This is a genomic window from Motilimonas eburnea (assembly GCF_021295345.1).
Taxonomy (GTDB): domain Bacteria; phylum Pseudomonadota; class Gammaproteobacteria; order Enterobacterales; family CBDFNC01; genus Motilimonas; species Motilimonas eburnea.
In genome coordinates this window covers 126,578-151,880 of record NZ_JAIMJB010000007.1, presented here as the reverse complement: position 1 = coordinate 151,880, position 25,303 = coordinate 126,578, and the positions used below count along the sequence as shown (strand labels likewise).

Genomic DNA, 25,303 nt, shown 5'->3' with positions numbered 1-25,303 from the left:
TAAGTTTTATTTCTAAACCACCTACTTAGTAGGCAGTTATTGTTGTGACTTACAAGTCCCTTTCCAAATCGATTATTTCTTGCTCATGTAGCGCGTTTGCTAACTCAACTTTCGCTTCTTCCATCATGTGCTCAGCTTGATGAAGATGATCCTGCGCAAGATGAATTTTGTGCTCGACCTTTTCTTCCTCGGTTAGATATGGGCTATGAGCGCGAGTGATATCCATGATGTGCCTCCTCAGTTTATTAAATCCCATTGAATGTTACTTAACTATCAAAGTAGCCATATTTGTAACATCCGGATCAAGCCTAGAGATCAGTTGATCGCCTTGTGAGAGAGTTACTTTGGTACTGATTTGGAAAGGATAAACTGCTGATCCTATATCACAACTTTCGACTGCCTAACCTATGTTTTTACTGATGCGAAAACGTACATCGTAACTAGCTTAACAACCCATTTAACAGCACTAAGGAATAACCCGCTCCCTACTTATATAGTAGTGTTTGCAAGGCATAGTGAATGAAAAGTAACCAAGATAATTAATCAAATAAGACTTATTATTGTCGTTGGTCAAGCTTCGCAACGCGAACTAAGTTATTGGTATTAAAGTTGCTAATGGACGAAGCGAATAAATCTGCTATATAAGAGCCTTTGCTGGTGAATACTTAATTCTATTGCACCTTGGCGCGTATTTCGCCTTGAGCAAAACGGGTGGAAATTAAATCGCCCTCGCTTAATTGTTTACTGTCGTCAATAACCTTACCTTGACTATCGGTGGTAATGGAGTAGCCGCGGGCTAAGGTTGCTAAAGGACTGACCGTTTGTAGCTGCTGCAATAGGGCATGGTGTTGCTGTTGGTTTTGTTTAAGAAATGAGCCCATGCCACGATTTAACCGTTGGCAAAGTTGCTCGTGATGCAGTTGCAGGCGTGAGATTCGCTGTAGTGGCTGAGTTTGGCTTAATCGAGTTTGTAAATTGCTCAATTTAGTTTGGCGCAGTGTCAGCATATGGTTTAGGCTGCGATGTAATCTTAACTCTAGTTCATCTAGCCGCTGCGCTTGCAGCTGTAATTTGGCTCTGGGCTCATGGTGGGTGAGTTTTAACTGCAGTTGCTCTAGGTGATGGGTTTGTTGCCCAAGTAAAGCCTGCATGGCTTGTTTAAGGCGATGTTGCTGCTCGCTAATTCGGTTAGCCCAATACTGTGCATCTTGGCTCAAAAGTTCAGCAGCAGCGGAAGGCGTGGCCGCACGCACATCGGCCACAAAGTCACAAATGGTCACGTCTACTTCATGGCCAACAGCGCTAATAATAGGCAGGTTTGAATCAAACACCGCGCGCGCTACGGCCTCTTCATTAAAGCACCATAAATCTTCCATCGAGCCACCGCCGCGGCCTAACACTAATAAATCGACCTCATTGCGTAAATTGGCTAACTGGATGGCATTGACCAGTTGTGGTGTGGCCGCCTTACCTTGAACTTGGCTCGGGTAGATAATAATTTGCAGGCTAGGGTTTCGGCGTTTTAACACCGATAAAATATCGTGCACCGCGGCGCCCGTAGCAGACGTTATCAACCCCACCTTAGTTGGGTGCGGCGGCAACGCTTGCTTGTGTTGGTTGGCAAATAAGCCTTGGGCCGCGAGCTTAAACTTTAATGCGTCAAATGCTTGTTGCAGTAATCCATCGCCTTCTGGCGCCATTGACTCAAGGATCAGTTGATAATCCCCTCTTGGCTCGTACAAGCTTAATTTAGCCCGCACTAACACTTGCAAGCCATTTTTGGGGCGTAAGCTGACTTTACTATTGGCGCCGCGAAACATGGCACAACGGACTTGAGCGCGGTCGTCTTTTAAGGTTAAGTACCAATGCCCAGAAGCTGCCATGGTTAAATTCGATATTTCACCACTGAGCCAAATCGTGCCAAGGCCCGTTTCGAGTAGTTTTTTCGCTTCTGTATTAAGTCGACTAACGCTATAAATAGATTGCACTTTGATTACCAATTATTGACTAAGCAAGTGAAGTTTCACGCTATTGTAACCATAAATTCGTAACAGACGCCAAAGGCTTACAAAAATATGGAAAATTATGAAAATTGTATTTGTTAAAAGTGTGACAAAGCCATATAATCCCGTCGCAATATTCTACTCCCAACCGCTGTTGAGATATTGCAATGCTAAGAATCGCAAAAGAAGCTTTAACCTTTGATGACGTACTCCTTGTACCAGGTCATTCCTCTGTTTTACCCAATACGGCGAGCTTAAAAACCCGTCTAACGCGTAATATTTCCCTAAATATTCCAGTTGTATCGGCTGCGATGGACACCGTAACCGAAGCTCGTCTTGCTATTTCGTTAGCGCAAGAAGGCGGCATTGGTTTCATCCATAAAAATATGTCGATCGAAGCGCAAGCTGAACAAGTTCGCTTAGTTAAGATTTACGAAAGTGGTGTGGTATCAGCCCCTGTGACTGTTACACCGCAAATGACATTGCGCGAAATTAAATCCCTTACTGAGCTGCATGGTTTTGCCGGCTACCCTGTGGTAGAAAATGGCGATGAAGTGGTAGGTATTGTAACTGGCCGTGACGTGGTGTTTGAAGAAGATTTAGCTAAGCCTGTTTCAGCCGTAATGACACCCAAAGAGCGCCTAGTGACGGTAAGCCCAGATGCAACTCGCGAGCAAGTTATTCGTGTTATGCACGAAAACCGTATCGAAAAAGTGGTGGTTGTGGATGACAAGTTTAAGCTTAAAGGCTTGATCACGGTAAAAGACTTTAAAAAGGCAGAGCGTAAGCCTAATGCCTGTAAAGACGAGCTAGGCCGTTTGCGCGTGGGCGCGGCAGTGGGCGCCGGTGAAGGTAACGAAGAGCGTATTAAAGCCCTTGTTGAAGCGGGCGTTGATGTGCTGCTGATTGATTCTTCTCATGGCCATTCTCAAGGTGTGCTTGAGCGCATCAAGGCAACCCGTGCGCTATACCCTAAGTTGCAAATTATCGGCGGTAACGTAGCCACTGCAGAAGGTGCTAAGGCGCTGGTAGCAGCTGGTGTTGACGCAGTAAAAGTGGGTATTGGCCCAGGCTCTATCTGTACTACCCGTATTGTAACCGGTTGTGGTGTTCCACAAATTACCGCTATCTCTGACGCCGTTGAAGCACTAGCGGGTACTGACGTGCCAGTGATTGCTGACGGTGGTATTCGTTTCTCTGGCGATATCGCTAAAGCCATCGTGGCAGGTGCAAGTTGTGTCATGATGGGCAGCATGTTTGCCGGTACCGAAGAAGCGCCAGGTGAAGTCATTCTTTTCCAAGGCCGCTCATTTAAGTCATACCGTGGTATGGGCTCTTTGGGTGCTATGTCTAAAGGCTCTTCTGACCGTTACTTCCAGTCTGATAATGCAGCAGACAAATTAGTACCAGAAGGCATCGAAGGCCGCGTACCTTACAAAGGTCGCCTAAAAGAAATTATTCATCAACAAATGGGCGGTTTACGCTCGGCCATGGGCCTAACTGGCTCTGCGACCATTGATGAAATGCGCACAAAACCGCAGTTTGTGAAAATCACGAGTGCGGGCATGGGTGAAAGCCATGTACATGATGTGACTATCAGTAAAGAAGCGCCTAACTACCGTTTAGGATAAGTCATTACCCCATAGTTTTAAGGCGGCTATCTAGCCGTCTTTGTTATTTTTGCTGGAGCAATTGCCAATTATGAGCAATAACATTCACGAACATCGCATACTAATTTTAGATTTTGGCTCTCAATACACGCAACTGATTGCACGTCGTATTCGTGAAATTGGTGTTTACTGTGAGCTATGGAGCTGGGACGTAGAAGAGCAAGATATCAAGGACTTTGCGCCAAACGGTATCGTGTTAGCAGGCGGCCCTGAAAGCGTGACCGCTGAAAACTCACCTCGCGCACCTGAATACGTCTTTAACGCTGGCGTACCTGTACTGGGCATTTGTTACGGCATGCAAACTATGTCTGAGCAGCTTGGCGGTAAAGTTATTAAGGGCGAAGGCGAGGGCGAATTTGGTTATGCTCAAGTAGAAGTACTTGAAACCTGTAGCTTGTTTAAAGCCATTGAAGATGCGGTTGCGGCAAACGGTAATGCGCTATTAGATGTGTGGATGAGCCACGGCGACAAAGTATCGGCTATTCCTGCTGGCTTTAGTCAAGTAGCTAAAACAGCAACCTGTCAGTTTGCTGCAATGGCCAACGAAGAGAAGAAATTCTACGGCGTACAATTTCACCCAGAAGTGACTCACACGCGCCAAGGCGCACGTATGCTTGAGCACTTTGTGAAAGACATCTGCCAGTGTGATTGTTTATGGACACCGGCGACCATTATTGAAGACGCGGTAGCCCGCATTAAAGAGCAAGTGGGTGACGACGAAGTTATCCTTGGCTTAAGCGGCGGTGTTGACTCATCTGTTGTGGCTATGCTGATCCAACGTGCCATTGGCGATAAACTCACGTGTGTATTCGTTGATAACGGCTTATTGCGTTTAAACGAAGGCCAACAAGTCATGGACATGTTTGGTAACCACTTCGGCCTAAACATTGTTCACGTGCAAGCAGAAGAGCGTTTCCTAAATGCGCTTAAAGGCCAATCCGATCCTGAACAAAAGCGTAAAACCATCGGTCACGTATTTGTTGATGTATTCGATGAAGAATCGAAGAAATTGAAAAATGCGAAATGGTTAGCCCAAGGCACTATTTACCCAGACGTTATCGAGTCAGCTGCGTCTAAAACCGGTAAAGCCCATGTGATCAAATCACACCATAATGTAGGCGGCCTACCAGATGACATGGAAATGGGCCTAGTTGAGCCATTACGTGAATTGTTCAAAGACGAAGTGCGTAAAATTGGTCTTGAGCTAGGTTTACCTTATGACATGCTATACCGTCACCCATTCCCTGGGCCAGGTTTAGGTGTGCGTGTACTAGGCGAAATCCAAAAAGAATACTGTGACTTACTGCGCCGCGCTGACGCTATCTTCATTGAAGAGCTACACAAAGCCGACCTTTATCATAAAGTGAGCCAAGCCTTTACCGTATTCTTACCAGTACGTTCGGTTGGTGTTATGGGCGACTGTCGTAAATACGATTGGGTTGTATCGCTACGCTGCGTTGAAACCATCGACTTTATGACCGCGCGTTGGTCACACCTGCCATACGAGCTATTGGGCCATGTTTCAAACCGTATCATCAACGAAATTGATGGCATCTCTCGCGTGGTTTACGACATCTCAGGTAAGCCGCCAGCGACCATCGAGTGGGAATAATCCACCGTCTAGCAAGTACTGGCACTAACAGGCAATAAACTACACTTAAGTCCGCGTAACTGCGGACTTTTTTTGTTTTTAAGCTAGGTAAATCTAGCACTACCTAGCAACACCAAGCACGGTTTGACAGGGGTATTTCGCGGGGTATTATCAAACCCAATACCATTAAAAAATACCTGATACCATGTAATAAGCCGTTTAACTAACATGGTATCGAAAATGATTAAGTGATTGTATTTAAATGAGATTCATATTGAATCATGGTCAGTTTTCAGCATGGTATTAAATCCGAACTAAAACATGACAATGGCTTACGCCAATGGAACGCGCCCATGCTCACCGATACCAAACTACGCAACCTCAAACCACGCGATAAACTTTACAAAGTTAACGACCGTGACGGCCTTTATGTGGCCGTGACCAAGGCGGGAACAGCCTCATTTCGTTACAACTATTCTATCAGCGGCAGACAAGAAACCATCACCTTTGGTCGATACCCCACAGTCACGCTAGCAGAGGCCAGAGAGCGATTAATCGAGGCCAAGAAGGTGATTGCACTGGGCAAGCCGCCAGCTAAGGAAAAAGCCCGCAGCAAATCGCGGATAAAGGATACCGAGACGTTTGCAGCCTGGGCTGACAAATGGCTTAGGGGTTATCAAATGGCCGACTCAACGCGCGATATGCGCCGATCTGTGTATGAGCGAGAGCTAAAACCTAAGTTTGGTAATCAAAAGCTGATTGAAATCACCCATGAAGACTTACGGGCACTCACCGATACCATAGTCGAGCGCGGCGCACCGGCCACCGCCGTTCATGCTCGTGAAATTGTGTTACAGGTGTTTCGCTGGGCCATCGAGCGTGGCCAAAAAGTTGAAAACCCCGCTGATCGCGTGCGCCCTGCCAGTATCGCTAAATTTGAGCCAAGGGATCGCACTTTAACCCCGCAAGAAATCAGCTTAATGTATCGCTACCTTGAGCGGGTAGGACAGTTTAAGGCATCCAACGCATAACGTTGGGTAGTGCTTAGAAGCAGACAATGATCAGTCCCATTTGCTTGTCCTCTCACATCAGAAGGCATCAGCAGTACTATTTCAATCGGCGTACCAACCTTAATCTCATTTGTAACTAACAATACGAGCTAAATACACAGCAACACTTACAAGCTGTGCACATTGTTATTTATCAACTGAGGAAAATTTCATGCAGAAAACGGTTCTAAACGAAGTATTTGAGTTATTGCAGCAGATTGGTGCTGTAAGCAGCGAAAGCGAATTCAGCAAAGATTGGTTATGCAGAAGCGAGTGTTACATGCGTACGCTGCGTTTTAAGCGTGTTAAACGAAGCGTGGGGATATTGGCTATATATGCAAGCAAATTACAGCACTACGGACGCTGTATGACGGCGACAGAACAACATACGCAGCTTGGTAAGCGTTTTATTGAACTCAGCGAACAGTGTTACAAGCATATTAATAGTGATGCTGTGGGGTGGTGGAAAGAAGAGATAAGAGTTTGATAAATAACACTGTAGCTTCAATCCAACAACCTCGTCATCCGAATTTGGGTTTAAGCAGTAAATTTTCGTGCTGCGGTTTTCTGCGGTGGAGTACTTACAGAAGTGAGGTGGTGATTTTGCATCACCCCATTCTGCTAGTTGCTAAATAACTGTATGAACAAGAGTGCATTACAAGATATACAGCAAGCGCTAAACAATATACGTAGCGAGATTAAACGTGTGGACGACGAGACAAAGTGGGCAGCATTTGAGTTGATACTAGGCACAGGCAGTAGTGCAGTTGGACTTGCAAAGAAGATGGCAAAACCAGAAACAAAGACTGTCATACGCACAGTAGCTGTTCCAAAGACAAAGATAGTGAAGCAAGAACCACAGCAGCAGACGATACCAAAAGACACAGAACGAACAGATTTCACACCTATTCGTCCACAACCACCGTTATCTAATCAAAAAGACGACAGAGATAAACGCTGAAAACTAGCAAAAAGTGCACGATTTGTAGCTGTTTGTCTGTGTCTTTGAAACTACGACTGATTGGCATAGTGAGGTGCTATGCAAATACTTTCCTCATACAATCCTCGCGTTACCGCAAGCGTAGAAAAAAACATGCTGTTCATCCTTTTAACAAATCTATAATATAAGACTGACACATAACCAGCGAAAGTGTGAGATGAAATCTTATGACGAGTTGAAAGCTGAAATGGAAGCGATTCAGCAGCAGATGGTTGAAGCTAAGAAGAACGAACGTGCTAACGCACTTAAGGAAGTAAAGCGCCTTTGCAAAGAGTTTGGCTTTACAGCTAGGATGTTGAAAGGTTCACTTGCTAAAGGGGGAATAAAATCTAATGGTTAAGAATGCTGACTACACCAAGCATCTTTCTGAAAGCTGGGCTAAATGTGGAGTTAATAGTGGCGATACTTTGCTTGTTCACAGCAACATAAAAAGGACATTAGTAAATGCTAGGCGTAAAGGTATTCAATTAACACCAGATGATATTCTTAACAGTTTTCTCGATTGTTTGGGTAGCTCAGGCACATTAATACTTCCACTCTTCAACTTTGATTTCCCAACTACAAAGCACTTTGATGTTCGAAATACACCTTCGCAAATGGGTGCTCTTACGGAAGTTGCAAGAAAACGATCTGACGCTGTTCGAACTGGTCATCCTATTTACTCTTTTGCGGTTATAGGGAAAGAAAAAGATAAGTTTGACGGATTAGTTAACGAAAGTGGATATGGTGACAATAGCCCATTTGGCTTACTGCATAAGCTTGATGGTAAAATTGCTTCACTTGATCTTGAAGATCAAAATAGTATGACGTTTTATCATTATGTTGAAGAGTCAATGTTGGTTGATTATCGTTATTTTAAGACGTTTTCTGGCGCATACGTTGATTCACATGGATATGAATCAGAACGAGAATTTAAGTTATTCGTAAGAGATATCGAAAGAAACGTACGCACTCATGTTAACCCAGCTGGTGAAATGTTATGGAGGGCTGGTCTGTATCGCGGTGATCGGCCAAAAGAAAGTTCAGGTCTAAGGACTATTGAAGCATCGAGCATGTTTGGATTTGTAGCTAACCTTATCAAAGAAGGCAGAGCAGAAGGTAATCTCTTTATTTATGGAGAAGATGAATGATCGGTAAGAGCATACATGATTTTGCTAAACAATTATGGCCGATAAATAGAAGCATTACTGGTGAGGGTGTAAGAGCTACACTTAATCAAGTAAAGCAGCATTTACCAGACTTAAAAATCAAGTCCGTGCCTTCTGGAACAGAAGTATTTGATTGGGTTGTGCCGAAAGAATGGCACCCTACAGAAGCTTATATTATAACCCCTAATGGTGATAAAATATGTGACTTTAAAGTTAACAATCTTCATTTACTGGGTTATAGCACTTCCTTCGATGGTAACATTAAATTAGAAGATTTAAAGGACCATTTATATACCTTACCCGAACAGCCAGACGCTATCCCATACATTACAAGTTACTACAAAGAACGCTGGGGCTTCTGCCTTTCTCAAGATCAATTTGATCAGTTAGAAGGTGGTGACTATTACGTCAAAATAGAAGCTAAACACTTTGATGGCGTACTTAACTATGGTGAGTTGATTATACCTGGTAAAAGTCAAGAGGAAGTATTCATTAGCACTTATATTTGTCATCCTTCAATGGCGAATAACGAACTTTCTGGCCCAACAGTCGTGACATTCTTAGCGAAGTGGCTGTCTGATCTTAATGAGCGCAATTACACATATAGAATTGTTTTCATTCCTGAAACTATAGGATCCATAACCTACCTTAGCTTAAATCATAATGAAATGAAGCAGAAGGTAATATCTGGCTTTAATGTATCCTGTGTCGGAGATGATAGAGCATACTCATATCTTCCATCGCGTGATGGGAATACATTAAGTGATGATGTTGCTAAACACGTTCTAAAACATATTGATCCAGGCTTTAAATCATATACCTGGCTAGATAGAGGCAGTGATGAACGCCAGTATTGTGCACCTGGAATCGATCTTCCTATAGCATCGATCATGCGTACAAAGTATGGGCAATATCCCGAATACCATACATCACTTGATGACTTAGATAACGTAGTTACACCTAATGGCTTAGATGGTGGTTATTGGTCAATTCGTAAAGCTATTGAGGCTATTGAAAGAAATAAACAATACCGCGTTACGGTACTTGGTGAGCCTCAAATGGGTAAGCGTGGACTTTATCCAACGCTATCAACGAAAAAATCTGGCGAGCAAGTTAGATTGATGATGGATGTCATAAGTCTATGTGATGGAGAAAACACTCTTTTGCAAATAGCAGAAACTTTGAGCACTCCCATTTGGGAGCTTTACGAGATAGTTGATAAGCTTGTTGAGCACAAACTACTCCAAGAAAATGAGTGAGTGGCTAGTCAATCAAAGAAACAAAGCAGCAACTTTCGTAAGTTGCTGCAGGAGCGAATTCAAAATGCCAATCCGAGTCGCGAGCTTACTGCTGATGAAAGCAAGCGTCTTAAAAAGTTAGAAGGTATAGCCGACAAACTCAAGCGTAGAGAAAACGTGCAAAACCGCCAGCTGCAAACGTGGTTAAGCGAAGTAGAATACGAACAGTTTGAGTATGAGTGCGTAACCGCGGACTTTTTTATCTGAGCTAAATGTTTATGGTGTGCTAAGCCTTGGCGTAGGAGCGCAATTCTTGCGAGAAGCCGCGCGCTGAAAGCGCATTTATTCACAGATTAAAATCAGCTCCAACTGGGTTGTTCAATTATTTTTGTTGTTCAAAGTTAATGAACAGCTTTACAAATTGAACAAGTCTAATAAACGGGTTTATCCGTTAAGTTCATTACACCTCAATCGCACCATGACTCTGCGCCTTCTAATCCGATATAGTATTACTCCACCTTAAACTGCGACATGGTTTGTTTTAGCGCACTGGATAGGCTGGCTAATTGCACGCTCATTTGCTGTGCCTGGCTTACCGTATCGACCGAGTCTACGCAGGCGGTTTGCATGCGCTGGGTACTTTGTTGTACGTCTTGAGTAACGCGAGTTTGTTGTTGTGACAGTGTCACGATATGCTCGATCATCGCATATAAGCTGGCAATTGAGGTAAATATGCCGGCTTGGAGTTCATCGGCTTTATTCAGTTTGGTTATGCCTTCGTGGGCGCACTGGGTAGTCGATTGCATTTCATCTACTAAGCTACGCACTTGCTGTTGTAGCGAATCGATATTTTGCTGTATTTCAAGGGTTGAGCTTTGGGTGCGACTGGCAAGGGTGCGTACTTCGTCGGCGACCACCGCAAATCCTCGGCCACTCTCACCGGCTCTAGCCGCTTCAATGGCGGCGTTCAGTGCCAATAAATTGGTTTGTTCGGCGATGCCTTGAATGACATCGATCACATTCCCTATCTGGTTACTTAGCTGTTCAAATTGGCCAACATTTTGATTCGACGCGTTGACGCGCTCGACCAGTTGTTCAATTAACGCTTTCACTTGCTGCGCGGTGGCACTGTTTTGTTCACTGTCCATTTTAACTTGGTCGATGCTTTGCATCACCGCTTCTACTTGGCTATTTTCTTGCGCTATGGTGTCAACCACTTGGGTCATGGCATGGGTTACGTTATCGACCTCTTGGCGCTGGTGAGTGAGAGCGTTAAGGGCTTGCTCAGACTTGGCCTCCATGGCTTGGCTTTGGGCGGACGTTTGGTCGGCGGCGCGGTTTGCTTCTTTTATTAAATTGCGTGTTTTATTTAAAAACGCATTGATGCTGTCGGCCATTTTGCCAATTTCATCTTGTGATTGCACCGGAATGCTTTGGGTTAGATCGCCGCCCGCGCTGGCTAGATGAACTAAGGATTGGGTGAGTAGGTTGATTTTCTTGAGTATTCGATTGCCAAGGATCAAGCCTAGTGCAATCAGTAATACCAAAGAAGATATCAGCAGAATTAGCCATAAATCACTCACCAAACCTTGGCTGTTGGCAAACACGGCTTGCTGGATATTGTTTGCCGTTGTTTTATTGCCTTGGGCGATTAAGTCTAACGATTGGGCTAGCGCTTGCTTACTTTGTGCGGCTTGGTTATCGATGGCTTGACTCACTTTCTGACTGCTTACTTGGGTGAGCTGGTCAAATTGGTTGGTGAGTGTTTGCTTTAAATTTGACAGTTCAGAGGTGTCAACCCCCATCACCAGTTTACCTATCACTGAGCCTTTAGGGTTGATATCCATGGTAACGATATGTATTTGTTTATCTTGTGTGGCGGCATTGATCAGCTTGTCCATTTTTCGCTTACCCTTGCCCTGAGCAATTAAGCTTTTTACCTTGGTGGAGCTGCGATCGATATGCCTTGTAAGGTATTTGCCATCGGCACCATAAAACACGGCAAATAACACTTTCGGGTTTTGGTGGGCGGCAATGATAAGCTCGGTGAGGCGGGGAACGTCTTTGTCCCATATTAATGGCGGCGCAAAGGCGACTAACAGTTGCGCTTGGGCTTTAGCGCTTTGAATTTCATTGGCGGCAATGCGTTGTTCGGTTTCTTGTTGGGCTTGGTCAAAACCATGGGCGAGGCTTTTTGTCACGGTTTGTTGGCTTACCTGTGTGCTTTGTGCCATGGCATTGGCGATCAGTTGTTGCGCTTTGGCCAAGGTGTCTTTGGTGGCTGAATCGCCTTTGGTAAATTCAAGGTTGAGGTTTTCGACGAGGTTATGAATGCTGCCTTTGGTCGCATTGACCGTGATTAAGGTTTGTAGCGCGACAACGAGTAACACCGCAAGCATGACTTGCAGTAATAAAGATTGTTGGATTTTTACAAACATAGCCCATCCCATTTTTAAGCCGCCCTTATTCGAGTTTAGCAATTCCAGCCCAGTCGTTATCAACTCTATGTTATTTTCGCTTGTGTACCTTGCTTTAATGCCTTTATAGATGGCCTGAGTGGGGCGGTGCCGTGCTTGTATGGCCTCAAGGCTTGCGCCATAATCTGCCCCCAGAGGAGAGTGTATGATTGAGAATGATGAAAAATGGATGCGGTATGCGTTGGCATTAGCAGATAAAGCGCAAGCCATCGGCGAGGTGCCCGTTGGCGCCGTGCTAGTGCAAGGTGATGAAATTCTTGGAGAAGGTTGGAATCAGTCAATCAGTGAACATGATCCATGCGGCCACGCTGAAATTATTGCGCTGCGCGAAGCGGGTAAAAAGTTAACCAACTATCGTTTATTGGACACCACTTTATATGTAACTTTAGAGCCATGCCCCATGTGTGCGGGTGCCATGGTCCATGCCCGCGTTGGACGTTTGGTTTATGGTGCGTCTGATGCCAAAACGGGGGCCGCCTGTAGTGTATTTAACTTGGTGGCAAATCCACAATTGAACCACAGTTTAATTGTCACCAGCGATGTCTTGGCTGATGAGTGCAGCGAAAAAATCAGTGCATTTTTTCGCCACCGTAGAGCCGAGAAAAAAGCCTTGAAACAGGCTTTAAAACAAGCGGCTATAACAGAGCAAAAGCAATAAACTAAATTGAGTTCTAAGCGCGTTGGTTATTCATTTTCATCTTTATCAAGCTCGGCATTTTGCGGGCTTTCAAGCGGCGCATCAGGGGTGACTTCAACAGTCTCGTCAGTGGTCTCAATGGGCTCACTTGAGGCAGGCATTTCATCTGCATTGTTCTCGGTTGCCATTGCGCCTGATACGGCGTCATTAGCTTGGGCTTCGATGTCAAGGAGTGCTTGTTTAGCTTGCTCGCGAACTAACCAAGCAAGGCTTTCTTGATATTGGCGAATATTGTGGACGTAATGACGCGCTTCGCCGCCCCGAGCATAGCCGTAACGTGTACGTTGATGCCATTGTTTACGCTGGAGTAGCGGCAGTACATCTTTCACATCTTTCCAGCTGTCTTGATCTTTACCTATAGAGCGAGTCAAGCGTCTGGCATCCATTAAATGGCCAAAACCAAGGTTATAGGCGGCTAGCGCAAACCATATTTTTTCGTCCTGATGCACACTGTCTGGAATTAAGCCTAATAGATAGGTTAAATACTGTGCCCCGCCGCGAATACTTTGCTCCGGGTCGAGTCGGTTATCCACGCCAATAAATTTAGCCGTGTCATTGGTGAGCATCATCATGCCGCGTACGCCGGTTGGGCTGCGGGCATCCGGTTGCCAATGGCTTTCTTGGTAGCTGATAGCAGCGAGCATCACCCAATCAAATTGGTCTGTCTGGTATTTTTCAAAGAGCGGCTGATATTGCGGCAAGGTCGTTTCTGCACGCTTTAAAAAACTGCGAGTGTCGACAAAGTCGAACTTTTCGATGTGGCCGAAGTAGCGTTCAACCAATTTAGTAATGTGGCCGCTTTGTTGGTGTTGGCCGATAAATTCAATCAATACCGAATAAAGGCTGTCATCAATGCTCTTTTTTAGCATCCACGCCACGGGAAGATCATTTTCTAGGGTAAAGCCTTCGGTTAATGTGGGGTAATAGCGCTGCGCTCTGGCCAGCACTTTATCATCAACCATGGCATAGATGGCCTCTTCGTTTGCCACCATACGCAAGATTTCGACAGGGTCTTCATCATCAATGGCAACCCATTCTAGGGTGGGGTATTGAATTTGTTTACGTCTGAGTAATTCTTCAGGACCGGAATCCTTGAGCACCACAATTGGATCGTTGATTTCGGAGAAATCCTTAGGTTGGGTATTACCTTTACGATAAACCAAGGTGCGAGCCACATTATATAAAGGGGGGGCACTGCGATATTTTTGTGCTCGCTCGGGGGTTAAGGTTAAACCCGCTGCGATAAAGTCGATATTGCCTTGATCCAGTTCTTTAAACAGTTCTGTTAATGAGTAGGCCGGAGACATATCTAAACGCACACCTAAGTAAGTTGCAAGATCGCTGGCTAATTCATAATCCATTCCAGAAAGAGTATCACCGTCATAGGCGTAGCTAACGGGGGTGTTTAAGGTTCCCACTCGGAGCACGCCGCGCTGCTGAATTTGTTGCAGTTGACTAAAGTCTTGCAATGGTTCACAGGCACTTAGCATTAAACCAAATACAACGATCAATAGGGGGTAGATAAATGGATGCTTCAAACTTACATACTGCCTTAGGTTTAAAAATCTTTGTCTTTATACCAGCATTGCTTTGGTGAGTCATCAGAATCAAAATAAAGCTTTGAAGCTAGCCTAATCTTATTTGCCTTATAGCCTTGGCGGCACCTTTTCTCTATAATACGCGCGATTCAAACCCCACCCACAAATTAAGAGTGAGAGCTGTTGATGGAAATTTTGCGAGGTGCCCCCGCACTGTCTGATTTCAGAGTGAACCAGTTGTTGAAAAACTGCCGTGATTCACAACTGCCTGTGACCGATATTTACGCTGAATTCATGCACTTTGCCGATGTGTCGGCATCATTAACTGAAGCTGAGTTGTCGGTTTTAGCAAAATTATTAACTTATGGACCGAGTATTCCTGAGCACGAGCCAAAGGGGCAATTGATTTTGATCACCCCGCGCCCGGGAACGATTTCTCCTTGGTCGTCAAAAGCAACGGACATCGCAAATAACTGTGGCTTAGCCAAAGTTAAGCGTTTAGAGCGTGGTGTGGCTTACTATGTTGAAGGTGATTTGTCGGCGCAGCAGCTTAAGCAAGTCGCTGACTTACTGCATGACCGTATGATGGAAACGGTGTTTTCCGAGCTGGCTCAAGCGGACAAACTATTTGCGCATGCTGAGCCAGGTAAAATGTCCAGCGTTGACATTTTAGCGGGTGGTCACCAAGCGCTAGAAAAAGCCAACGTTGAGTTAGGCTTGGCTTTAGCAGAAGACGAAATTGATTACTTAGTGGACAACTTCACTAAGTTACAACGTAATCCTAACGACATCGAGCTGATGATGTTTGCTCAAGCGAACTCAGAGCACTGTCGTCATAAAATCTTTAACGCAGATTGGACAATCGATGGCATTGAACAGCCAAAATCTTTGTTCAAGATGATCAAAAACACTTTTGAAAATCACAGCGATAACGTGCTGTCAGCCTATAAAGACAACGCTGCGGTGATGGTGGGTTCAAAAGCGGGTCGTTTCTTCCCAGATATCGACAACCGTGAATACAACTACCATCAAGAAAATATTCACATTTTAATGAAGGTTGAAACCCACAACCACCCAACCGCGATTTCACCTTGGCCGGGCGCAGCAACCGGTAGCGGCGGCGAAATTCGTGATGAGGGCGCAACCGGTATTGGCTCTAAGCCAAAAGCAGGTTTGGTTGGTTTTAGTGTTTCTAACCTAAGAATTCCTGGCTTTGAACAGCCTTGGGAAACCGACTTTGGTAAGCCGGGTCGCATTGTGTCTGCCTTAGACATCATGCTTGAAGGCCCATTGGGCGGCGCGGCGTTTAACAACGAATTTGGTCGTCCAAATATCCTAGGTTACTTCCGTACCTATGAAGAGCAAGTAAACAGCCACAACGGCCTTGAAATTCGCGGTTACCACAAGCCAATCATGCTAGCAGGTGGTTTAGGTAACATTCGTGAAGAGCACGTTGAGAAAAAAGACATCCCGGTTGGCGCTAAGCTAGTGGTATTGGGTGGCCCTGCGATGAATATCGGTCTCGGCGGCGGCGCAGCATCTTCCATGGACTCTGGCCAATCAGCTGAAGACTTGGATTTTGCTTCGGTACAACGTGAAAACCCAGAAATGGAGCGTCGTTGTCAGGAAGTGATCGACCGCTGTTGGCAAATGGGTGACAACAACCCAATTCAGTTTATTCACGATGTGGGCGCGGGCGGTCTATCAAACGCGATGCCAGAGCTAGTGAATGACGGCGGCCGCGGTGGTAACTTTGAGCTGCGCGCTATTCCAAACGATGAGCCGGGCATGGCGCCTCACGCTATTTGGTGTAACGAGTCGCAAGAGCGTTACGTGTTAGCGATCAAACCAGAAAACATGGCGGTATTTGAAGCCATTTGTAAACGTGAGCGCGCTCCGTTTGCTGTATTAGGTGAAGCGACCGAAGCGCGTCACTTAAACCTAACTGACTCACACTTTGACAACAAGCCCATCGATTTGCCGATGGATGTGTTACTGGGTAAGCCACCCAAAATGCACCGTGATGTCAGCTCGTTAAAAGCCCAAGGCGAAGCCATTGATGTTTCAGGTATCACTCTAAAAGATGCGGCGCATCGTTTACTCCGTTTACCTGCCATTGCTGAAAAAACCTTCCTGATTACCATTGGCGACCGCACCGTAACCGGTTTAGTGGCGCGCGACCAAATGGTGGGGCCATGGCAAATTCCGGTGGCTAACTGTGCGGTAACGGCAAGTAGTTTTGACACCTACGCAGGTGAAGCCATGTCAATTGGTGAGCGCACCCCAGTCGCACTGCTTAACTTTGGTGCATCTGCCCGTTTAGCAGTGGCTGAATCTATTACCAACATCGCGGCAACGAATATCGGTGAACTGAACCGTTTGAAATTATCTGCTAACTGGATGGCTGCAGCCGGTCACCCTGGTGAAGATGCCGGTCTTTACGAAGCGGTGAAAGCGGTAGGTGAAGAGCTGTGTCCAGAGCTGGATATTACTATCCCTGTGGGTAAAGACTCGATGTCGATGAAGACCAAATGGCAACAAGACGGTGAAGCCAAAGAAGTCACTTCGCCATTGTCCTTGGTTATCACTGCCTTTGCTCGCGTTGAAGATATTCGCGATACAGTGACGCCACAGCTGCGCACCGATCTAGGTGATAGCGAACTGATTTTAATCGACCTAGGTGCGGGTAAAAACCGTCTGGGCGCTTCATCTCTGGCGCAAGTTTATAAGCAGCTAGGTGAAGACGTACCTGACGTTGATAGCCCAGCGCTACTAAAAGGCTTCTTTGATGCCATTCAAGCCCTCGTGGTTGATAAGAAACTATTGGCTTATCATGATCGCAGTGACGGTGGTCTATTCACCACGGTTGCGGAAATGGCATTTGCCGGTCATGTCGGTGTGGATGTTGCTATCGATGCTCTAGGCAATGACGACTTAGCCGTACTTTACAGTGAAGAGCTAGGCGCAGTGATACAAGTGCGTAGTGCGGATAAAGAAGCCGTGCTGAACACGTTAGCGGGCCACGGCCTAGCGGCGAACAGCCATGTGATTGGTACCCTAAACAGCGACGATGTGGTGCGCTTTACGCGTAACGGTGAAGCGGTATTAGCTGAATCTCGTAACGAGCTGCGTGCTATTTGGGCTGAAACAACGTATCAAATGCAAGCGATGCGCGATAACCCTGAGTGTGCTAAACAAGAATTTGACGCCAAAGTCGATGTAGCGGATCCCGGTTTATCTGCCAACCTAAGCTTTGATATTAATGAAGATATTGCCGCACCTTACATTGCGAAAGGCGCAGCGCCGAAAATGGCCATTTTGCGTGAGCAGGGCGTTAACTCTCACCTTGAAATGGCCGCGGCATTTGATCGCGCTGGCTTCTCGGCGATTGACGTACACATGAGCGACATTTTATCGGGTGATGTGAGCCTAGATAAGTTTGCAGGTTTAGTGGCGTGTGGCGGTTTCTCATACGGTGACGTATTAGGTGCGGGTGAGGGCTGGGCTAAGTCTATCCTGTTTAACGAGCGTGCTCGTGAGCAATTCCAAACCTTCTTTAACCGTAATGATAGCTTTGCCCTAGGTGTGTGTAACGGTTGTCAAATGCTGTCAAACCTAAAAGAGCTGATCCCAGGCTCAGAGCTATGGCCACGTTTTGTACGCAACAATTCAGAGCGTTTTGAAGCGCGCTTTAGCTTAGTGGAAGTACAAGAATCTGCTTCTATCTTTATGCAAGGCATGGCTGGCTCACGTATGCCTATCGCCGTTTCTCACGGTGAAGGTCGCGTTGAAGTGGCTAGCGCCGATGCGTTAACCGCCATTGAGCAATCAGGTACGGTAGCACTGCGTTTTGTTGACAACTACGGTCAAGCAACGCAGCAATACCCAGCTAACCCGAATGGCTCGCCAAACGGGATCACCGGTTTAACCACGCAAGATGGTCGTGTGACTATCATGATGCCACATCCAGAGCGTGTGTTTAGAGCGGTGGCGAACTCTTGGCATCCAGATGACTGGAGCGAAGATAGCCCTTGGATGCGCATGTTTAGAAACGCGCGTGCCAATTTAGGTTAATCGCCTAGCGCACACACTCAAAAAGCCGAAGTCATGAACTTCGGCTTTTTTTTTAGCTGCGATGGATAGGTCATAAGTTGAACTTGGTCTCATTTTTTTTAAACTAGATGTTTATTTGAGACCGATAGTCTGCCTTATCTTTCATAATCTATTGGCTATATACCTACAGTTTCAAGGCTGTATTTGTGTTGTAAATAGTATCAGCTACTAATAGATAAAATAATAGTGGGTGGTGTCAGGGTGACTTGCATTATCCTAACGTCAACGTGGTTGAGCATCTATATTTTCCGTTTTGATGGCTTCGTTTTTGCAATTTTTGCAACAGGAACAGGGGTTTTTACTTGAGGTTACAAAAAGTTCTTTATGTTGGTGAGCAACCTTCCGTCGCCCATGCTCTCGCTGGCGAACTGTTTGCAGCAGAGCAAATCAGCGTTTCTTGCGTTGATGATGCGAATGGATTTGCAGAAGTACTGCTACAAGACTGGGATTTAATTATTTTGCAACAGGCCATGACGGAGCAACAAACCCAGCTGCTAAGGCAGCGGGCTGCCGACGTCAATGTGATTGACTTAAGCGTGCAAGCTGGCAAGGCTTTTGATCCACATCTGGGCCATCCTCGTGAGTTAGAGCTGCAATTGGTCGAGTTGAAATCCTTGCTCAAAGCAACCGTCAATACCATTCCGGATTTAATTTTCTTTAAAGATCCGCAAAGTCGTTTCAAAGGCTGTAACCAAGCGTTTGAAGTGTTTGCTGGGCAACCTGAATCGGCTATTTTGGGGCACACGGATGATGATTTTTTTGAGCCTAATCAGGCTTTAATGTGCCAAGAGCAAGACAGGTATGTGGTTGAGTCAGGAAACATGCTCACGTCGGAAGAAATCCTGACGTATCACAATGGTGAAAAACACCTTATTGATATGTTTAAGGTGCCATTTTTTGATGAAAATGATCAGGTACTGGGCCTCATTGGGGTCGGCCGTGATATTACCGAGAAGCGAAAAGCGGAAAAGCGCCTTAAGCGCGCCGCCATCGTGTTTGAGAATACCCAAGAAGGCATCTTAATTACCGATAAAAAAGGCATTATCCTCTCGGTTAATCCCGCATTTAGTCAAATCACGGGGTACAGTGAAGAAGAAGCCTTAGGGAGCACGCCAGCCTTGTTAAAATCGGGTAAGCATGATGATGCTTTCTATCAATCGTTTTGGCATCAACTGGATTCCGTCGGCAATTGGCATGGTGAAATCATTAATTGTCGAAAAAACGGTGAGCATTATCATCAATGGCTCAATATCAGCTCGATAAAAGATAAAGATAATGTGGTGACCAACTATGTGGCGACCTTCTCTGATTTGAGCCAACTAAAAGAATCAGAAGAGAAGCTGCAATACATTAAATATCACGACAGCTTAACAGGCTTAGGGAATCGCCTGTTTTTTGTGCATCGTTTAGAGGACAGCGTGCAACGTGCTCGACGCAATGGCCATGGTTTTGCCGTGATGCATATCGATCTCGACAGGTTTAGTCGCATTAATAAGCACTTAGGCCACAGCTTTGGTGATCGTGTTTTGCGAGAAGTGGCGAGTCGCTTGCGTCAAATCTTTTCTGATAAAGACGTTATCGCGCGTTTTGGTAGTGATGAATACGCCATTATGATCGATGAAATGATTCATGAGCAAGATGCTGCAGCGGCGGCCAAACGCTTGGCCAGAGAGCTATCTTGTGGCCTGGTTGTTGACGCTGAAGTTGTCTATCTAAATGTGAATATTGGAATCAGCCTATACCCCGATGATGGTGAAACCGCTGATTCTTTATTATCGAACGCTGAGGCTGCTTTACTTAGGGTGAAACAAGATCGCAGTAATTATTACGAATTTTATACCGAAGAGTTGACCTTGGCCGCACAGCGCCAATTTTCACTTGAAACGGAATTAAGGTTTGCCTTGCGTCGTGATCAGTTTGAGCTTTACTATCAACCTCAAGTTTGCCTGAAAAGCAATCAAGTGGTGGCGGTAGAAGCCTTATTACGCTGGAACCATCCAAACCAAGGTGTGATCTTGCCTCTTTCATTCTTATCGGTAGCCAAAGAATGTGAGCTCATGGCCAACATCGATCTATGGGTGTTGCAACAAGCCTGCTTGCAGGCTGCCGAATGGCAAGAGCAACAGCTCCGATTCGGCCGCGTAGCGGTTAACTTGTCTCTTTGTGTGTTGATGCAACCGGATCTGGTGAGTCAGGTGATGACATTCCTACAACAGACCGGCTGCTCAGCTTCGTTGTTGGAAATCGAAGTTCAAGAGGACGTGCTCTCAGATGAGTCTGCGCAGGTTAGGTCTAACTTAATCAACTTAAGTAAGTTGGGCATTGCGCTAGCCATTGATGATTTTGGGACGGGGCGGTCATCCCTCAATAACATGAAGAAGGTGCGGGTTGATAAAATAAAGATAGCTCAGGACTTTATTCGTCAAGCCCATGTTGATCCAATAGAAAAAGCCATCATTAAGTCGATTGTGTCGTTAGGTGACAATTTAGGTATTGAAGTGGTTGCCGAAGGGACAGAAACCCAGTTACAGGTGGAGTATGTATCCGACTTAGGCTGTCACTTGGCTCAAGGCTATGATATCTCAGAGCCTATGCGTAAAGCCAAGGCGACATTTTTTCTTCGTTGTAATCGTTAAAGAGTTAACCTAATTTACCCTAAATAGTATGATTAACACTGAGTTGTCATAATGGAATAGGGAAATGAGGTGTTAGAGACTGCCGCTCATTGGCTAGGCGCTTCTTGGCGAGATATTCTTGCCTGGGGCGCCGTGCTGCTACATGGTTTTATTATTATTTCTGTTTCACTGCGCGTGGTGATGAAGCGCCGTGAGATAGGGATATCCCTTTCTTGGCTGGCCATTATTTATGCCCTGCCTTTTGCCGGGGTGGCTTGTTACTTTCTGTTTGGTGAGTTAAACCTCGGTAAACAGCGAGCCCTACGTGCAGGCGCTATGTATCGCCCATTTAAACAAGCCATTGAGCGTTTTTCCGACAAACAATCCGCCAGTGCCTTAGTGGTCAGTGACACCGCGCAGCCGATGCATGATTTAATCGAGGGTTTACTGGGGATGCCCAGTGTGTCGGGTAATCACTTAACCTTGTTAGATAACACAGACTCCATCCTACTTGAGTTGATTGACAAGGTGAACAAGGCTGAGCATTCCTGTATTTTGGAATTTTATATCTGGCACCTAGGCGGTTTGGCCGATCAGCTGGCAGATGCGCTGTGCGCGGCAGCGCGGCGAGGGGTTGAATGTAAGGTGTTACTCGACTCGGTTGGGAGCAAAGGCTTTTTCGACTCTGAAATGCCCGATGAATTACGCGCGGCCGGGGTGGAACTGGTCGAAGTATTGAAAAGCGGCCCACTGCGTATGTTCTTCCAACGCCAAGACTTACGCATGCATCGAAAATTAGTGTGCATTGATGAAAAGGTGGCCTATACCGGTAGCATGAATGTGGTCGACCCACGCTTTTTTAAGCAAGATGCGGGGGTGGGGGAGTGGATTGACGTCATGGTTCGCATTGAAGGGCCGGCCGTTGCCTTGATTAACTCGTTATTGTGCTGGGATTGGGAGTTAGAAACAGGTGAGCGCTTGCTTACTGAGTATAAAGCCGAGGACACCCATCACGGTGGCTGTGGTGATCGAGTCCAAATGATCCCATCAGGGCCCTTCCCTGGTGGCGATTGTATCCATCAATTATTGTTAACCTCGGTCTACCAAGCGAAACACAGTTTGGTGCTTACTACACCGTATTTTGTGCCCGATGACAGTTTGCATAAAGCATTACAAGCTGCCGCGCACCGTGGTGTTAAGGTAAAAATTGTATTGCCAGCGCAAAATGATTCCTTGATGGTGAAATACGCGGCCAGTGCTTTTTATGATGAACTGCTCAGTGCGGGGGTTGAAATCTACAAGTTTCAACACGGCCTATTGCACACTAAAAGCATCGTGGTCGACGAGTGCGTGGCGCTGGTAGGAACGGTGAATCTAGACAGACGTAGCTTTTGGCTGAATTTTGAGGTCACTATGCTGGTCGATGATGCCGAATTTGCAGGTAAGGTATTAAACCTTCAATTGCAGTATATGCTAGCGTCGCAAAAACTAAACTTACAACAGTGGCGTCAACGACCGACAATTAATCGCTTTCTCGAAAACGTGTTTTATTTATTTAGTCCTATCCTTTAGCTCTGGCCGTGTTGAACATGGCGAGTAAGGGAGGGGGCTGGCAGTAATTTACTTGATTTCGCACTATTTTAGCGCCATTACCCCTGTTTTTTAATGTGGGGTGGGATATAGTGGCCTCTTTTTTGAACCCTTATTGCTATGTTTACTATTTCTGCACTTGAATCTCAATTGGATGAGGTTATCCAATCTTGTTTAGATAACAAGACCAAACCTCAAGGTAGCCTAGGTAAGTTAGAGTCCCTGGCATTTCAGATCTGTCGTATCCAACAAACATTGACCCCTGAATTAAACAAGCCTCAAATGCTGGTTTTTGCCGCTGATCATGGTGTGGTGGCCGAGGGCGTAAGTTTATTTCCGCAAAATGTCACTGTGCAGATGGTGCTTAACTTTATTGCAGGCGGAGCGGCAATTAATTGTTTCTGTCGCCAGCACGGTATTGAATTTCGTGTGGTCAATGCTGGCGTCAATGGGGTGCTACCGGAAGATAATGCATTAATCAATGCCTCGATTGCCCCTGGAACCGCCAACTTTGCCAAGCAGCCAGCGATGACCTTGGCACAATGTGAGCAAGCCCTATTAAAAGGGGCTGAATTGGTGGCTGATCGTCATCAACGCGGGGCAAATGTGATTGGCTTTGGTGAGATGGGCATAGGTAACACAACCTCTGCGGCGGCCATCATGGCCAAGTTACTTAAACTACCGGCCGAAGAGTGTAGCGGTGCAGGCACTGGATTGAACAAAGCCGGTGTTGAGCAAAAAACCAAGGTGATCAACCGATCCCTAAAACGGTTAAAAGGCACTAAGCTGACTCCACAACAAGTGTTAGCTGAGCTGGGCGGGTTTGAAATTGCCATGATGTGTGGAGCGATGCTTAAAGCGGCTGAGCTTAAAATGGTGGTGTTGGTTGATGGTTTTATTGCGTCCAGTGCGGCGCTGGTGGCCAGTAAAATGGAACCTTACTTTTTGCAATACGCGGTATTTTGCCATAAATCGAAAGAGCAAGGCCACAAAAAAATGCTGAAGGCCATGGGGGTTGATGCGCTATTGGACCTCGATATGCGCTTAGGTGAGGGGTCGGGCGTGGCAGTGGCATATCCGTTATTGGTTTCAGCCATTAACTTCATCAATGAAATGGCTTCGTTTGAATCAGCTGGCGTCGATAATGTCTAACTCAACAGGCGTAGGGGGGCGAGGAAATCAAATTTGGCGACGCTGGATCCACGCCGTTACCTTCTACACCCGCATCCCTTGGCCTAGTAACATGGCCTTTGATAGTCATGATTTAATTAGGGGAAATGTTTTTTTTCCTTTAATTGGTTGGCTTGTGGCGGGCTTTGCTGCATTGGTTTGTGTGGTGACCTTGCCATTTTTTGACCCATCCATCGCCATATTGTTATCTATGATAGCCACTATTTGGTTGACGGGGGCCTTTCATGAAGATGGTTTTGCCGATACCTGTGATGGCTTTGGTGGTGGCTATGGCCAACAGGCCATCTTAACGATCATGAAAGATTCTCGCGTTGGCACCTATGCCAGCGTCGGGTTATGTTTACTGCTGCTATTAAAGTACCAATCTTTATTATTATTACCCCAGTTATTGCTTGGTTTGTGGCTTGGTCATAGTTTAAGCCGCTTTGTTCCTTTGCTGTTAATGACCGGGTTGCCTTATGTCCGCGAACAAGCTGACAGTAAAGTGGGGGCGGCTGAGCTTAAATTAACCCGAACCGAATTAGTGATAGCAGCCTTATTTGCTGCCGTGCCCTTGTTACTGATTGAACCAGAGCAAGTGCTTGTTTTAGTCGTGGTGATGGCCGTTCTGACCTATGGCCTTTATCGTTGGTTTAAAAGCGTATTGGGCGGGATCACTGGCGATTGTTTAGGCGCAAGTCAGCAAATCAGTGAAGCTATCGTCTATGTGGTTCTGGGGGCGACATGTTGGAATGCTATTTAGTACGCCATACCAAACCCGAAGTTGCCAGTGGCATCTGTTATGGCCGACTGGATCTGGATGTCGGTGAAGGATTTGTTCAAGCATCAGATGCCATTGCGACATATCTGCAACAGCAAAACTGTCAACAGATCATCACCAGTCCTGCCAAGCGCTGCTTTCGTTTGGCGCAGCAGATTGCGGCTCAAGGTGAGCTTACATTTTCGCCAGATCCCGCTTGGTTAGAGTTTAACTTTGGTGATTGGGAAGGTAAAAGTTGGCAACAGATTGGTCAAGAGCAGGTAGAAGCATGGCAACGAGACTTGTTGCATTTTTCAATGCCCAATGGGGAAAGTTTAGCGCAATTTGATTTACGTGTTGTGAAAGCTTGGCAGCAATTAGTGGCGCACAGGCTTAATCAACGCATAGCGCTGGTCACCCATGCGGGTGTGATCCGCTCAATTGTGGCTCATTTATTGGCTTGCCCCATTGAGCAGAGTGTAAAAATTAAACTGGAATATGGTTCAATAACCAAACTCGTGATAGACGGTGATTATCAACAGCTGTGTTATTTAAACCGGGTTAATCACCTTAATTCAGTTCAGCTGATAGATGATTAAGTTGAGCCGGCCATGGGCGAGCTCAACTTCAACACTTATTGGCCA

General features: G+C 45.9%; 20 protein-coding genes. 16 read left to right on the top strand and 4 right to left on the bottom strand.

The window, feature by feature from the left end; translation table 11 throughout:
- Positions 1–49 precede the first annotated feature (49 nt).
- Together K6Y21_RS08970 and xseA are read right to left on the bottom strand one after the other, a co-directional pair.
- Positions 50–226 carry a hypothetical protein gene (locus tag K6Y21_RS08970; protein ID WP_233071500.1) on the bottom strand — a complete coding sequence of 59 codons (177 nt, stop codon included), beginning with the start codon at positions 224–226 and terminating at the stop codon, positions 50–52.
- Positions 227–671: 445 nt separating this feature from the next.
- A complete protein-coding gene (gene xseA, locus K6Y21_RS08965) occupies positions 672–2,000 on the bottom strand; it encodes an exodeoxyribonuclease VII large subunit (protein WP_238486377.1) in 1,329 nt (442 codons plus the stop codon).
- A 170-nt stretch (positions 2,001–2,170) separates the two neighbouring features.
- Between xseA and guaB the strand changes: the two genes are divergently transcribed.
- The 9 genes from guaB (at position 2,171) to K6Y21_RS08920 (ending at position 9,966) form a co-directional block, all read left to right on the top strand.
- A complete protein-coding gene (guaB, locus tag K6Y21_RS08960; protein ID WP_233071499.1) occupies positions 2,171–3,634 on the top strand; it encodes an IMP dehydrogenase in 1,464 nt (487 codons plus the stop codon).
- A gap of 70 nt (positions 3,635–3,704) precedes the next feature.
- Positions 3,705–5,285, top strand: coding sequence for a glutamine-hydrolyzing GMP synthase (gene guaA / locus K6Y21_RS08955; protein WP_233071498.1), 1,581 nt, complete (start codon positions 3,705–3,707; stop codon positions 5,283–5,285).
- Between the two features lie 260 nt (positions 5,286–5,545).
- Positions 5,546–6,295: a tyrosine-type recombinase/integrase gene (locus tag K6Y21_RS08950; RefSeq protein WP_432757986.1), complete on the top strand. Its 750-nt coding sequence runs from the start codon at positions 5,546–5,548 to the stop codon at positions 6,293–6,295.
- A 190-nt stretch (positions 6,296–6,485) separates the two neighbouring features.
- Positions 6,486–6,800, top strand: a complete 315-nt coding sequence (locus K6Y21_RS08945) for a DUF6626 family protein (protein ID WP_233071497.1) — start codon at positions 6,486–6,488, stop codon at positions 6,798–6,800.
- A gap of 153 nt (positions 6,801–6,953) precedes the next feature.
- A complete protein-coding gene (locus K6Y21_RS08940; protein WP_233071496.1) occupies positions 6,954–7,274 on the top strand; it encodes a hypothetical protein in 321 nt (106 codons plus the stop codon).
- Between the two features lie 196 nt (positions 7,275–7,470).
- Positions 7,471–7,653: an H-NS family nucleoid-associated regulatory protein gene (locus K6Y21_RS08935; protein WP_233071495.1), complete on the top strand. Its 183-nt coding sequence runs from the start codon at positions 7,471–7,473 to the stop codon at positions 7,651–7,653.
- A complete protein-coding gene (locus K6Y21_RS08930; RefSeq protein WP_233071494.1) occupies positions 7,646–8,443 on the top strand; it encodes an AAC(3) family N-acetyltransferase in 798 nt (265 codons plus the stop codon). Before K6Y21_RS08935 ends, K6Y21_RS08930 begins: the two co-directional genes overlap by 8 nt.
- A complete protein-coding gene (locus K6Y21_RS08925; RefSeq protein WP_233071493.1) occupies positions 8,440–9,720 on the top strand; it encodes a DUF4910 domain-containing protein in 1,281 nt (426 codons plus the stop codon). Before K6Y21_RS08930 ends, K6Y21_RS08925 begins: the two co-directional genes overlap by 4 nt.
- Entirely contained in the window at positions 9,721–9,966 is a 246-nt protein-coding gene (locus tag K6Y21_RS08920) for a hypothetical protein (RefSeq protein ID WP_233071492.1), read from the top strand.
- Between the two features lie 242 nt (positions 9,967–10,208).
- Here K6Y21_RS08920 and K6Y21_RS08915 read toward each other — a convergent pair whose 3' ends face one another.
- Positions 10,209–12,137 (bottom strand): methyl-accepting chemotaxis protein, encoded by a 1,929-nt coding sequence (locus K6Y21_RS08915; protein ID WP_233071491.1) that lies wholly within the window; start codon positions 12,135–12,137, stop codon positions 10,209–10,211.
- Between the two features lie 184 nt (positions 12,138–12,321).
- Here K6Y21_RS08915 and tadA point away from each other — a divergent pair, with 184 nt between their 5' ends.
- Complete coding sequence (gene tadA / locus K6Y21_RS08910; protein WP_233071490.1) at positions 12,322–12,834, top strand: tRNA adenosine(34) deaminase TadA; 513 nt, start codon at positions 12,322–12,324, stop codon at positions 12,832–12,834.
- Positions 12,835–12,860: 26 nt separating this feature from the next.
- On the opposite strand, the gene mltF is transcribed toward tadA, so the two are convergent.
- Complete coding sequence (gene mltF, locus K6Y21_RS08905) at positions 12,861–14,411, bottom strand: membrane-bound lytic murein transglycosylase MltF (protein WP_233071489.1); 1,551 nt, start codon at positions 14,409–14,411, stop codon at positions 12,861–12,863.
- Positions 14,412–14,597: 186 nt separating this feature from the next.
- Here mltF and purL point away from each other — a divergent pair, with 186 nt between their 5' ends.
- The 6 genes from purL (at position 14,598) to cobC (ending at position 25,258) form a co-directional block, all read left to right on the top strand.
- Positions 14,598–18,485, top strand: coding sequence for a phosphoribosylformylglycinamidine synthase (gene purL, locus K6Y21_RS08900; protein WP_233071488.1), 3,888 nt, complete (start codon positions 14,598–14,600; stop codon positions 18,483–18,485).
- A 341-nt stretch (positions 18,486–18,826) separates the two neighbouring features.
- Entirely contained in the window at positions 18,827–21,160 is a 2,334-nt protein-coding gene (locus K6Y21_RS08895; protein ID WP_233071487.1) for a putative bifunctional diguanylate cyclase/phosphodiesterase, read from the top strand.
- A gap of 69 nt (positions 21,161–21,229) precedes the next feature.
- Positions 21,230–22,711 carry a cardiolipin synthase gene (cls, locus tag K6Y21_RS08890; protein WP_233071486.1) on the top strand — a complete coding sequence of 494 codons (1,482 nt, stop codon included), beginning with the start codon at positions 21,230–21,232 and terminating at the stop codon, positions 22,709–22,711.
- A gap of 138 nt (positions 22,712–22,849) precedes the next feature.
- Positions 22,850–23,881 (top strand): nicotinate-nucleotide--dimethylbenzimidazole phosphoribosyltransferase, encoded by a 1,032-nt coding sequence (gene cobT / locus K6Y21_RS08885; protein WP_233071485.1) that lies wholly within the window; start codon positions 22,850–22,852, stop codon positions 23,879–23,881.
- Positions 23,874–24,662, top strand: coding sequence for an adenosylcobinamide-GDP ribazoletransferase (gene cobS, locus K6Y21_RS08880; protein ID WP_233071484.1), 789 nt, complete (start codon positions 23,874–23,876; stop codon positions 24,660–24,662). The genes cobT and cobS overlap by 8 nt, the downstream gene beginning before the upstream one ends.
- Entirely contained in the window at positions 24,644–25,258 is a 615-nt protein-coding gene (cobC, locus tag K6Y21_RS08875) for an alpha-ribazole phosphatase (protein ID WP_233071483.1), read from the top strand. The genes cobS and cobC overlap by 19 nt, the downstream gene beginning before the upstream one ends.
- Positions 25,259–25,303 lie beyond the last annotated feature (45 nt).